The organism is Mesorhizobium sp. M1329, assembly GCF_040318035.1.
Classification (GTDB): Bacteria; Pseudomonadota; Alphaproteobacteria; order Rhizobiales; family Rhizobiaceae; genus Mesorhizobium.
Genome location: NZ_JAMYLN010000019.1, coordinates 103,984 through 116,376 on the forward strand (window position 1 = coordinate 103,984; position 12,393 = coordinate 116,376).

Below are 12,393 nucleotides of genomic sequence, written 5' to 3' on the forward strand. Positions count from 1 at the left end.
GTCCGATGGAACTCCATAGCTCGATTCTGCCCCGCTCGTCTTCCGACCTGCCTTTGAAGCAGCGTGGTCGGCTTCGAACCTTGCTTGCCTCGAGGGGCCGCAGGAGGCTTGCGGTCGTTTCGGCCGCCGCGTTGCTGGCCGTGCTCTCATGCAACGAAGCGCGCGCCGAATTCACGGTGTGCAATCAGACGCTCGACGTTGTCAACCTCGCCGTCGGCCAGGAGGTCGACAATGCCGACCAGACCGATGGCTGGTGGACCATCGGCGCAAATCAGTGCGTGAATGTCATCCGCGAGGAACTGGCGAACCGCTACATCTACCTCTACGCCACTGACGTTTTCGGCCATGCCATCCTGACCGGATCGACCGAAATGTGCATTGAGCGGCGACGTTTCTCGATACGCGGCATCGACGAATGCTGGCAGCGCGGCCATATTGCCGCGCGATTTGTTGAAGTCGATACGCTTGAACAGGTGCGTTGGACGTTTTTCCTGACCGGAAACAGTCCGTGACGCACGCTATCGACACCACCTTCAAGGAGAAGAAGCAAGCACGCGCTGCCCTTCGCCGGCGCACGTTTTGGCGCAGGCTTCTTGCCGGCTTCGCCACGGTTTTCCTTTGTTCGATTGCCGCCGGCTTCTATCTCACCGCGGACTATTGGTCGTTTGGCGACGAAGACGAGGAGCTGCATGCGGTCGAAGGAGCCGACGATGTGCCGGCTGATGCCTCTGTTTATGTACCTGCCATCATCGGCCTGCCGGGGGACCCGATGTGGATCACGCTCGCACCCGATTCCGGCGCCGCAACGAAAGGCCGTGTTGTTCCACGTCCGGCCGAACTCGACCTGGCCGGGGTTTCGCCACAGATCGAGATTTTGTCCGACGTCATGCTCAGCGCCAGCGAGAAATTCATGACGACCATACCGTCGACGCAGGAGGATTTTGCATTCTTCCAGGCGCAACGAAAGACGGCTCCCGCCGCTTCCAGCGATCTGCAGAACAACCTTCAGCCATTTCCTGCCCCGGATGAACCCGCGCCTGCTGCCGATCAACTGGCCGAAGCCGACGACCCGGAGGCCGGCTGGGGTGAAACAATCGATGCAGGCGATGCAGCTCTTCCCGCGTTCCACAAGACCCAGATCGAAAACAACACCAGCGTCGTAACCGTCACGAACGAATATCAGCGGTTCGAAACGACGCAAGACACGTTCGTGAAGATCCTCAACGATCGCAGTCTGGACAGCGTTGCGCTCGATGCACATTTCTCCGCCGACGACGCCAAGCAGGCAGGCGAGGCGCTGAAGGCCCTCTTCGGCCGGGACGGCCTGGAACCGGGCTATGTCGTGGCCATGCGTGGATACCGGCCCAACCGCGAGACGACAACGATGTCCCTCATGCAGGTGTCGATCTACGCCAAGAACGTCTTTGTCGGTACGCTGACGCGCAATGCCGCGGGCGTGTTCGTATCGGGCGTTGATCCTTGGGTACGTGAAGATCTGTTCAACTACTCGGGCGCGCCCGCCGAAGGCGCCCACAAAAGGCAGTATCGTCTGCTCGACGCGATCTATTCGACCGCGGCACGCAATAGCGTTCCGACCGGCGTGATCGGCGAAGCCATCATGTATCTGTCGAGAGGACAGGATCTGGACGCCTTCGCAAGCGAGGACCAGCGTCTTGTGCTGATCTATTCGCAGACGCCGCGCGGCAAGGACGAAGGCGCCGGGCGCGTGCTGTATGTTGGTGTCCAGGGCACGACAAAAAGTCTCGACTGTTTCGTCTTCCAGCAGGGCGATGGCCAGTTTGCATGCGTGACAGGCGACGATCAGGTCCGCTCGCTGACGGTCACCAACGGCATGGTCACGCCGGTCAACGGGGTCTTGACCTCGACCTTCGGGCCGCGCAAGCATCCAATTCTGGGCACCGTTCGCATCCACAAGGGCGTCGACTGGGCGGCGCCGGTCGGCACGCCGATCGCAGCCGCCTTCGATGGCGAAATCAGCTTCCAGGGCGATGGGGGCGGCTATGGCAATCTGGTCAAGATTTCGCACGGCAGCGGGCGCGAGACGCGCTATGCGCACATGCAGAAATTCGCAATCGTCGGAGGTGTCGGCACCAAGGTGAAGGCAGGCGACATCATCGGCTACATCGGCACCACCGGACTGTCGACCGGACCGCACCTGCATTTCGAACTTTACCAGAATGGCGCGGCGATCGACCCGCTGGGCACAGTTACCGCGGTCGCGTCGGATCTTTCCGCCGTGGAAACGCTCACCGACCGCATCGTCCACGTCGAAAGTGGCGGCAGTGCCCGTGCCAAGAACCCGAATTCTTCAGCGACCGGCGCCGGCCAGTTCATTACCAAAACCTGGATCCGGATGATGAATACATACCGCCCTGAACTGGCACGCACGCTCTCGACCGCCGACCTGCTTGCCCTGCGTTACGACGCCACGATCTCGCGCGAGATGGTTCGCAATCTGGCGCGAGAGGGCGAAGCCTATCTTCGGGCGCGTGGCCACCAGATCACAGCCGGCCGGCTCTATCTGTGCCATTTCCTCGGCATGGAGGGGGCGCATCAGGTGCTGTCGGCGTCGGGTTCGGCGCAACTGAGCGCCGTGCTCGGATCAGCCGTCATTCAGGCCAATCCCTTTCTCACCGGCAAGACCGCCAGCTATGTCGTGGACTGGGCCGAAAGGAAGATGGGTCGAAAGCTCAGCCCAGCCACGACCGCCGCAAGCCAGCAGTCCACGACCACGACTGAGGTCCGGCAGACATCGCCCGAGTTCGCAAAGTACAAACAGGTGATCACGGCGATGCTGAGCTCCGTTCAGAATGCGCTTTGAACCAGGGCCGGCGTCGGCAAGTCGCAACCGCTTCGCAGACGCAGCCCGATTAGTTCCCGGGTCCGCGATTTCCCGACCAAGCCGCTGCACCTCAGCGCCAGGGTGGTGGTGGGCGGCGAGCTGGAGGAACTGTCAGCAGGCGTTCAAACGACTGCCCTGCCCGCCGCAATGCCGTTGTGGCTCGAAACTGCCGCACAGTTTCCGGCGGCATGCGCCAGCGTTCGCTACTCGGTCTTTATGCGCATTTCCACACGGCGATTGACAGCATCGTACGGATTGGGGCTGCGCGGATGCGCTTCGCCCAGGCCAATCGGGTTAATGCGGGCAGCCTCAATGCCGCTTGCTGTCAGGAAGGACGTCACAGATTGCGCCCGCCGCTGTGAGAGCCGCTCATTGTAGTTTGCCGGACCGGAGGCGTCGGTATAGCCTTCGACGACAAAGTGGAAAGTGCTTAGCCGGTTGTCCTTCAGGGCCTTGGCAAACTCCGCAAGCTCGGCGCGCGCGGTCGCGTCGAGTTCGGCCGAATCGAGTCCGAAATTGATCAGCATGTCGAGACTGGATTTGTCGGCGGGTCCGTCTTTTGCCTTGGTCCTGCTCTTGCACTGCTCATCGGTGCCGACACAAATTCCACGCGACTTGCCAAGATCGGCCACGCCGGCAAAAAACTTCACGATATCTTCTGATTTCTGGACCGGGTCGGCGTAAACATGGGTCGAGAAAACCAAGACCGCCAACACCAAGGGTGAACTGGCCCACCGCATAGCGGTTACTCCTGTTGAGCATCCGATATTAACCAACCGTGAACATACCAAATTCCGAAGCAATTGTCTGCGGGAAATACCGAGCCGCGGCTGTGTCACCGGTCATCACCCCGCCGCAAGTTGAGACTTGACCCGCGCCGCGCTGCGGGCTTGAGTGCCGGCAGGCTCTCGATGAAAGCGTGGCGTCATGGCCAACGGGCTCCGATTCAAAACGGCACGAGATCTTTTCATGGCTTGTCCTGCGGCTGCCCTGGACATGCGAACCCTTCCAACCGAACAGCGTTCGATCGAGTTTTGCCGCGGCCTCCTCGCCGGGCGCGTTCCCGAAGAGGCAATCACCTTTTGCGCCTACCTGCTGCCGGATCGGGCTGCGGTCTGGTGGGCTCATGAATGCCTTGGGCATTTGAGCGAGCTGCTCGATGAAACTGATCAAAAACTGCTCGCACTCGTCAGCAACTGGGTCAGCGAACCGGGCAGCGCCCACCATCGCGCCGCGCTGGGCCAGGCAGCGGCAGTGCCACCTACAACCCCGGGCGCCTGGATTGCGTTGGCTGCGGTACGGCGTAGCAATGGCTTTGGTACTGGCGGATCCACCGGCCGCACAGCAGTGCCACCGGCCTTACAGCCGTTGCCTGCCGCCCATGCCGTCAATGCCGGAGTTCTGGCAGGACTCGCGCGTGTTGCACTTGCGGACCGTTTTGCCGTCCTATCTGCCTTTGTTGAAATGGGCTTACAGATGGCCGAGACCGAGGCGCTGCGCCAATCAGCGGACGCATACTAGCCTCGCATGTTTTCTGTCAGGGCTGAAGGCGAGAGGGAACAACTGCTTGGCGCGGGTGTCCAAAGGAGTCGGGATTGGCTGGAACTGCGCAGGGCCGAGGGGGGGCTCAGAGATGACGTTGATCAGATTCTCATCCGCGGGTTGGCTACCGTCGTCCGCCTCTTCGCCTCGGTGCTTTCCTCGGTCTAGAGGGCGACGTCGGGTGGATTTTGCGGGCCACCAGTCTCAGCCCCGGAAGATGAGTTCTAGCAATGTGCTGCTGTCCCTGCTCGCCGCGATCTAGGTGTTCTCTGGGCAACGTTGCCATGACGGCCATATTTGAATCAATTCGAGGTACGAAAGCGTACTGAAGGCTCGTCAGCCAGTTCCTGCTCACGCTGGTCAAGCGCGGTTAGCAACCCGGCAAAGTGCTTCGGCATTTCTGCATCGACTTCCAACCCTAGCCGCTTGCGCAAACCTGACGATTGCCTTCCGAACTGATCAAACGTCGGTAGGCTGTTCGTGCTTCGTGGTGGCGGCATCAGCTAGACCCACGCTCCACTGACGGCCACGCTTGGTCCACTTCATGAGTTACTTGCTGTTGCCCTGTGAGTTGCAGACGTAGATTGACGGGACCGGAGCAAACCAGTCATGCGATCACTCTTTGTCGACCCTATCAATTTCATCAAGCAAAGACTTGTGCTCATCCGGAAGCCCCTGATCTACCGGAAGATTTAGCGCCTTGCGGAGGTAGTCGCGGATGGCTTCTGACGTGATCCACCGTCGTATGAGATCGGCGATAACCTTCTGTTTCTTTCGTCGAACTCAACCATGGCCGGCCTACATGCGAATAGGTCCGAACCATCCCGTGATCCGATTTGTTCCTTAGCTATTCTGGCTATTCTTCGGTGTCGAGCAGGACGGCCCTTCCATCATATGTCGCCAGATCGATCAGAATTTCACACAGTTCGAGGTTCGTCTCGTCTGCGTGTGGGCCCAGGTCACGGAGGGCCGCTACGGCCGTTCTAAAGGCACACCAGGCACGATTAGATCGTTTAGATCGTTCCAGTTCCGCGAGCGGGTATCGCGCGGGCACTTTCGGTGCAGACTGTCGAGCGTTGCGGACCCTTCAACATCCGCCACTAATAGGGTCCCCTTAGAGGGCTTCGTGCAGCAAGGAATGCTTTTCATCTCGATCAGGATGGCGCGGGCCGACACGCTGTTGTGGAGCTCATCCGTGGCTCTCAATCGGGCCGTTTTCTGATTTCCGCACACGACGAATGTCTATGCGGGGATTGGCCCCATAGCCTGTTTGACCGAGAATTTTCGAACCGAAGGTCCAGATCTTACTTGCAGCCGCCTTGCGCCCACTTGGCCAGCGCCACCTTGAAGCGCGTCCCGAGCGGATGCTGCAGGCGCAGCACGGAGACATCGTTGGCGGCGAAATTCTTCGCCTGTTCGCACAGCCGAACCTCATTCCACTCATGACAGCCATTGCAGTGCTTGCCCTGCCACACCGCTTTGTCGAGCCCTTCCACGGGAGCAAAGAGCGGCTTGCCCGTGATCAGCTCGGCGATACTCTTGCCGTCGATCTTTGGATCTCCAAAATCGACAGGTCGGTCGAAAAAGATCGGATCGTCCGAAGCCAGTTTCGGGATTTTCTGCCGCAGGACATTAAGTGCAAGCTGTGCCTCATCCTCGCCTGACGAATTTCCGGTGGCGTTGCGCCCATCCGAGCCGCCTTCCGCTGGTTGCGGACCGGTCGCTTCGCCGACGATCAGCGGCGCGTTGAGATCGACTCTGTGCAATACGACCTCGGTGGTCAGCGAGACATTGATCCACGGGCGCTGCTTGCCGGCGGTTGCTTTGAAGACATCGGCGGTGACCATGTTCATCGCATCGGTGATGGAGACGTTCGAAGCTCCGATATGGGCAAGCAACGCAGACGTGAACGGCGAATGTTCGCTCGATCCGTCATAGGCGACCTGATTGGGACTGGTGGAGAACGCGACCAGCGTGCCGGCGCCGCCATTCTCGATCGGGATTTCGGCAAGCCCGCTTCTCGCTCCCTTGCCGGCCGCCTTTGCCAACACTTCGGCCAGGGGATTGTCGCGACAGGCATCGAGGAAAATCAGTCTTATGCTGGTCTCGCGCGACATTTGCCGCAAAACGAACTCGACAGGCACGGCCTCGAAATCAAGCGAGGTCTCGTCTTCCAATGCGGCATCGACCGGAAGGAGGTAGTTGCTGCCTGAAACCTGCAAACCATGGCCGGCGTAAAAGAAAAGGGCAATGTCGGCGCCGCGAACCTGCTTTGCGAACTGCGCAATGGTCGTCTGGGTCTGCAATTTGGTCAGATCGAAACCGGAGACGACTTCAAAGTCCAACGTCGCAAGGCGGTCGGCAACAGCCTGCGCGTCGCGGACCGGGTTGGTCAGCGCCGGCGCATGCTGGTACTGGGAGTTGCCAAGGACCAGAGCAACACGGCGTTCCGCATTGGCCGCCGTCAATGCCAACAATAGAGAGAGCGTCACCAGCCCGATCATGCGCGGGGTGCTGCCAAAACAGGCAATCAGCTGGAAGCCCCGCCGGAACAAGAGGTCCTTCCTCAGTTGACGAGCTTGGTGGCGGAAAACTCGATCCGCCGGTTGAGCGCCTTGTCCTTCGGCGTATCGTTGGCCGCAACAGGCCGCTCCTCGCCATACCCGGTCGCCGTGATCTGCGTTCGTGCAATACCCGCGGCAACGATGGCGTCGGCAACAGCCTGAGCCCTGCGCTCCGACAGCAGCTTGTTGGCCTCAGGCGAACCGTCGGAATCGGTATGGCCGGAAACCTCTACCTTCAGGCTGGGACACTTGCCGACCACGCCAACCACCTCCGCCAGCAGCGGGCGGCTTAGGTTGTCGAGGCGCGCGCTCGCCGACCGAAAGTAGATGGCACCAGTGCGGGAGAGCACCGCGAACCGGTTGAGGCACTCCTCGTCGCTGAAGTTCGCCTTCGCGGCATCGGTGGAGACGGGTCCGACGTCGGCAGTACTTGCCGCGACTGTCTGCACGGCCGCGGGCTTGCTGCCGTCAGCGTTGAACACGAAATCGAACGATACCGAAGCGGTCGGAACAATGTTGGTCACATTGGCGGCCTGCTGCAGTTTGTCGACATTCGGCAGCAGTCCGAAGTCCTCGACATGCACGGCAACAGGCGCCTCCGAAGCGACGGAGACCATGCTGTCGCTGATCATGGTCACCACAACATTGGCCTCGAGATCCTTATCGACCCCGTGCAGGTTGAGGCGAAATGGCAGTACTGCCTTCACCCTTCGCTTGGTCGCCAGGTCTGCAAATGCGGCAGGGTCCACTTTTGCGGTCAGTTCGGCGGACGGATATTTGAATGTCTCAAAGAAGAGGAACCGCATGCGGACATTGCGAAGGTCGACACCGGTGTCGACGGAGTTGAGGTCAAAGGTGATCTTGGCCTCACCCGCCGAAGAAAGAGTGCCGGCTATGTTCCTGATCTTGTTGGTTTCGACGATCGTGTTCTTCTTGACCGACTGGTAGGTGAGCACGGACGCCGTCGGGTCGAGCGTCCAGTTCGTCTGTGCATTGGCGCTTTCCAGCCCAGGTACCAACAGCACCGATAGCGCAACGATCAAGCCAAGGGTGGTGTTTAGGGCGAAGCAGCTTCTCGAGCCCGTCTTCCACCAGTCTCCGACGACTTCGAACATGGAACCCCCCACAGGACAACAGCCTTCTGTGTCGCAATCACGACCATGCCGTGCCAAAGAGAGCATAGAACAATTGTCGAGGCTTGGCGAGCACCGGCGAATCGACCGCAACGGTGTAAATCCGCTCTGGTCCGGGCTGCGGAAGTCCGGCAAAATGGTGATGGACGAACACTGGCTGCGCAGCAGTCTTGTTGGCGGATATTGGAGCTGATTGAAGAAATCGCTACAGCAGCTGCCGCCGTCTCTGAAGGCCGGTCATGTTGGCCCAGGCCAAGTGAGGGAAACGCCCGCCTACTTCATCCTGCTTGTGCCGCGGACGCTTACTCCGCCAGCCCGTCGTCGACCTATTCTGTCGGTATCCATCCGGATACCGCGCTGAAGATGGCTTCCCCTCCGCAGGTATCAAAGCATTGTCTCAATAGCTGAACTGTCCGACCAATTGGGAGCTCCACATTTGTAACCAAATCGCCAGCTCCGCGTTCCTTCAACGGCGTTCGGCTGTGCCCTCGCGATCCAGCCTTTTGATTCAGGATTTCTGAATGGCCAACCGTGACACGAACCGGCATGAAGGAAGCTTCGACTGCCTGATCGTAGGTGGCGGGCCAGCGGGCCTAACGGCTGCGACTTACCTTGGAAGATTTCGAAGGCGAGTAATTGTTGTCGACGCAGATGAAAGCCGTGCAAAGTGGATTCCCTTGACACGCAACTGCCCGGGCTTCCCAGATGGCATTACCGGCCCTGACCTGCTTGAGCGCCTCGAACTGCAGGCTCCTCGATACGGCGCAAGCTTGGTCCGCGACAGGATCGTATCCATTCGCAAAACGAAGGCTGGGTTTTTGGCGGCCGCTTCGTCTCCCATTCGTGCCCGCTCGGTGCTCATTGCAACCGGCGTTGTTGACGTCCTCCCGGATCTTCCTAGCGCTACCGACATGATCCAAGCTGGCGTCTTGCGATTGTGCCCTATCTGCGACGGCTATGAAGCAATCGACAAGCGGGTGGCCATCATCGGACCGACCGAACACGCAATGAAAAAGGCGTTGTTCATGCGCACTTTCACTCAGGATCTCACCCTGCTGATTACCGATCCATCCGAGCTCTCCCCGGACAAGCGTAACAAACTCAAAAGCGCCGGAATCAAGATCGGCATATGCAGACCCAATGCCGTTTGCGCCACGGGCCGGGAGGCGGTAGTGGAACTCATCGACGGCGCAACGCTCTCGTTCCAGACCATCTACCCTGCGATGGGCTCAACGATCCGCTCGCAGCTTGCGGTCGACCTTGGTGCATGCTGTGACAAAGCGGGCAATCTCGTCGTGGATTCGCGCCAGCGCACTGCGGTCCGCGGACTTTATGCAGCCGGAGATGTGGTCGACGAGATCAATCAGCTTGCCGTAGCATTCGGCCACGCAGCGGTCGCAGCAACCGACATGCACAACTATCTTGCAAATGGCGAGAGCGAACATTGGTCCCAGGCCGAACACGGCCCACGGTGACATCAAGCACACGGCGCCCGGCGCCGACGCCGAGAACAAAGCATGAGGAACGAAGAGACACGGCGACCGTTCATGATCATCGGGATTCAGCATGTATCTTTTTCAAATCCTCCTACCTCCCGCGGACAATTCCGGCAGACCGTTCCCCAAACAGGAATTCGACCGGCTGAAAGAGGAACTGGCCCAGCAGTTCGCCGGCGTTACGGCTTTTTTGCAGGCACCTGCCGAAGGTCTGTGGCGGCAAGGCGACCAGTGCAGCAACGATGAAATCGTCATCTTCGAGGTGATGGCGGAGGACAATGATCTGCCAGCCTGGCGGATACGCCGTGCTGACCTTGAGCGACGCTTTCCTCAGGACGAGGTGATCATCCGTTACTCATCGATCGGCGTCGTGTAGGACGCATAGAGCTTCGGTTCCGGCGGCGGGCAGGCTCGACGCAGGTTGACCAGAGCGGCAAAGGTGCGGCCTCGAAGTCCCTCACACGATACAGTCAGCTCCCGGCGATCAGCAACTTCTTTCCAGTTTCGCGTCTGTGACGGAATCTATGCAGTAAGGCCCGCGTCTTCGGAGGGATGAAAGACGCGGGCCTCGACCGGCTTGACCGATCCTGCAGCCATCAGGAGTAAACTTGCTGCCAGCACCGAACCTTCGGGGTGGCTCGGTTGTTCCCGCTAGTGGAATAAAAAGCCCGCCGCATATGAAGCACGGCGGGACTGATGATCGATCGAATGCTATTCACCAAGCATGGGTCAGGGACGTTGCGCCGTTCAAACCAGCCTTGACCCCGCCGACCTAGGTTTGTGCCACCGCGTACTTCAACGGCACTGCGTCGACGAAACGTCGAACCTCGCCCTTGGACGGCGACGTCTCGCATCTCGCGTTTTGACCTTTGTTGGAGGGCAAAAGCACGAGGGCGAGCTCCTCGAACTTCTTAGACCGAAATGATATACTGTTCTTCCCGGCGCCGAATGCAACGAAAGCTGTTACCGAGCGTTGCGATGCAACTAACTCGAGAAACGAGTATCACGGCGACCGACACACGCAAGCGTGGCTGGGAGTTTACTATGGACGACGACAAGAGCGATCATGACGACCTCAAAAGTCTCGTAGCGAAGTCTGTTGCGAAGGAAACCGGCATAACGGCGGCCCAGGTCCTGGATCTGATAAACATGTTCGGCACGGACCCCCCGTCATTGCTACGCGAAGCGCGCATGCTGAATGCCCGCCAGCGGCCGGCCGAGAAGTCGCAGTCGCCGCGCTAGACACCGAATTGGACCGTCCGGCAGCACCACGGTGGAACCTTTCAGAGCCGCCGTGATTCGAATTTACCGGCCTTCCTACGGCGATCATCTTGCCCATGGTTCGTAAACCGCGCGGTGGAGTTTGTCGGCGAATTTGTTCGCCGACCCGCGAACGGGCGTTCATTTGAGTTTAGCATGCCCCGAGCACAGCCTGTTCAGTCTCAATTGCATCGTGTAGCGGGGCTTAAAATCGCGAAGATGCGCGTCATGCAACTTCCGCCCTCTCTTCGCGTTTAGCCGCCTTCAATCCTGGTGAGCGAGAAAAATGCAGGCGTTCATTCCGATTACAATTTACCTGAATTGCAAGCCGATGGTGGTTGCATCAATTTCCGACGCTGCGAAAGCGCTTGAACAACCATGGCCATACGCGGCCAAGCCGCGGCGGGTCGAAGCCGTCCGAATGATCAAGGAATGCTTGGCCGGTCATTGCAACCAACAAGCTGCGATCGATGCCTTCAAGGCGGCCGCAATCGAACAGGGACTTTTTACGCAAAGGCCTCCGAGCGTTGGCCTCCGAAATTAGATGCCGTTATTAGAGACGTGGTGTGAGCTCATATTGCTCTCGCCATCTGGACCGCAGGCAGGCTTCGCCGGCATCGCTATGCCGACGGCTTCCGCGGCGTCGACGTTCCCGGGAAAATGCGGCAGCGCTCGACGGCGGTGTGCTTCCACATAGCGCGGGCAAAGCTGGCAAACCTGCCCATAACTTGGAAGTGCTTTCGCCAGCTCTGCGAAAGATGCACTCCCTCGGAAGCGACCGCCTCGTGCCGGACTCAGCTTGCCCATGATGGCTTTTGAGTAGGGCTCACGGGCCAGAGACTCCCCCGTGCTTGGTTTCTCGATCCGCCGCCGCCGCTTCCATTTCGAGCCGCGCCAAATGGGCCTTAATTTCCTCAGGCTCGGCGTGCTCCAGCCCGACCACATTGTTCCTCGTTTCCTTCAATGCAACGATAATTTCATCGAGCTTGGCATGGATGGCAGCAGTGTCGCGATAACCCTGGATCAGAACAACGCCGGTAATCACAATCGCAGCTACGGAAAGCGCATAGGTGATTACGCTTGTTAGGCCGAAAGGGACCATCGCAGTGCAGGCTATCATGGCCACGATGATCACATAAAAGCCGGGCGGCCGGGACAGAAAGTCAGCCATTACAAAGAGAAATCGGTTCATGTGAATCCCCAAACAAATGATGTAATCCGATTGGGGCTCGATTTTGGGTGCTCGTCAATGCGGTCCGCAATGCGGGGGGCTCTCGCCTATGAGCCAGCGCACTGAGGCTCCTGGACTGCGCATGAACGGTTGCTGTGCAGTCGTGGTTACTTTTTCGCTTCTGCGGAAACGTGGCGTCCCCATTATCCTCTCCGGATAGGACGCGATGGTTGGCGCTAGAGATGCCGTCGTTCGTTCCCCCTCTATGGTTCTTCTTTGCAACCGCGCGCTCACCGCCATCGGCACAGGACAAGATCCCGCCTTGAGGCTGGTTAGGCTTCGCTTACCAAAAAAGATGACGCTT

Annotated in this window: 11 protein-coding genes; 7 read left to right on the forward strand and 4 right to left on the reverse strand. The window is 59.3% G+C overall.

From position 1 onward, the window contains the following. The first annotated feature begins 5 nt into the window (after positions 1-5). Positions 6-512 carry a DUF1036 domain-containing protein gene (locus tag NKH21_RS19820; protein ID WP_352867035.1) on the forward strand — a complete coding sequence of 169 codons (507 nt, stop codon included), beginning with the start codon at positions 6-8 and terminating at the stop codon, positions 510-512. Next, positions 509-2,842: a M23 family metallopeptidase gene (locus tag NKH21_RS19825; protein WP_352665791.1), complete on the forward strand. Its 2,334-nt coding sequence runs from the start codon at positions 509-511 to the stop codon at positions 2,840-2,842. The genes NKH21_RS19820 and NKH21_RS19825 overlap by 4 nt, the downstream gene beginning before the upstream one ends. Positions 2,843-3,066: 224 nt before the next feature. On the opposite strand, the gene NKH21_RS19830 is transcribed toward NKH21_RS19825, so the two are convergent. Continuing rightward, complete coding sequence (locus NKH21_RS19830) at positions 3,067-3,603, reverse strand: OmpA family protein (protein WP_352665792.1); 537 nt, start codon at positions 3,601-3,603, stop codon at positions 3,067-3,069. Between the two features lie 187 nt (positions 3,604-3,790). Here NKH21_RS19830 and NKH21_RS19835 point away from each other — a divergent pair, with 187 nt between their 5' ends. Further along, the gene (locus NKH21_RS19835; RefSeq protein ID WP_352665793.1) at positions 3,791-4,384 is read left to right on the forward strand and encodes a DUF6931 family protein; all 594 of its coding nucleotides are present in this window, start codon (positions 3,791-3,793) and stop codon (positions 4,382-4,384) included. A 1,325-nt stretch (positions 4,385-5,709) separates the two neighbouring features. Here the strand turns inward: NKH21_RS19835 and NKH21_RS19840 are convergent. Next, entirely contained in the window at positions 5,710-6,960 is a 1,251-nt protein-coding gene (locus NKH21_RS19840; protein WP_352665794.1) for a caspase family protein, read from the reverse strand. 11 nt (positions 6,961-6,971) lie between these two features. After that, positions 6,972-8,237 (reverse strand): OmpA family protein, encoded by a 1,266-nt coding sequence (locus tag NKH21_RS19845; protein WP_352867040.1) that lies wholly within the window; start codon positions 8,235-8,237, stop codon positions 6,972-6,974. Between the two features lie 386 nt (positions 8,238-8,623). On the opposite strand from NKH21_RS19845, the gene NKH21_RS19850 reads away from it, so the two are divergent. The 4 genes from NKH21_RS19850 (at position 8,624) to NKH21_RS19865 (ending at position 11,402) form a co-directional block, all read left to right on the forward strand. Continuing rightward, positions 8,624-9,577: an NAD(P)/FAD-dependent oxidoreductase gene (locus NKH21_RS19850; RefSeq protein ID WP_352665796.1), complete on the forward strand. Its 954-nt coding sequence runs from the start codon at positions 8,624-8,626 to the stop codon at positions 9,575-9,577. A gap of 91 nt (positions 9,578-9,668) precedes the next feature. Beyond that, on the forward strand, positions 9,669-9,974 hold the full coding sequence (locus NKH21_RS19855) for a hypothetical protein (protein WP_352867043.1): 306 nt from the start codon (positions 9,669-9,671) through the stop codon (positions 9,972-9,974). A 668-nt stretch (positions 9,975-10,642) separates the two neighbouring features. Beyond that, positions 10,643-10,840 (forward strand): hypothetical protein, encoded by a 198-nt coding sequence (locus tag NKH21_RS19860; protein WP_352665798.1) that lies wholly within the window; start codon positions 10,643-10,645, stop codon positions 10,838-10,840. A gap of 304 nt (positions 10,841-11,144) precedes the next feature. Further along, the gene (locus tag NKH21_RS19865; protein ID WP_352665799.1) at positions 11,145-11,402 is read left to right on the forward strand and encodes a DUF982 domain-containing protein; all 258 of its coding nucleotides are present in this window, start codon (positions 11,145-11,147) and stop codon (positions 11,400-11,402) included. 282 nt (positions 11,403-11,684) lie between these two features. On the opposite strand, the gene NKH21_RS19870 is transcribed toward NKH21_RS19865, so the two are convergent. Next, positions 11,685-12,050, reverse strand: a complete 366-nt coding sequence (locus NKH21_RS19870; protein ID WP_352665800.1) for a low affinity iron permease family protein — start codon at positions 12,048-12,050, stop codon at positions 11,685-11,687. Positions 12,051-12,393 lie beyond the last annotated feature (343 nt).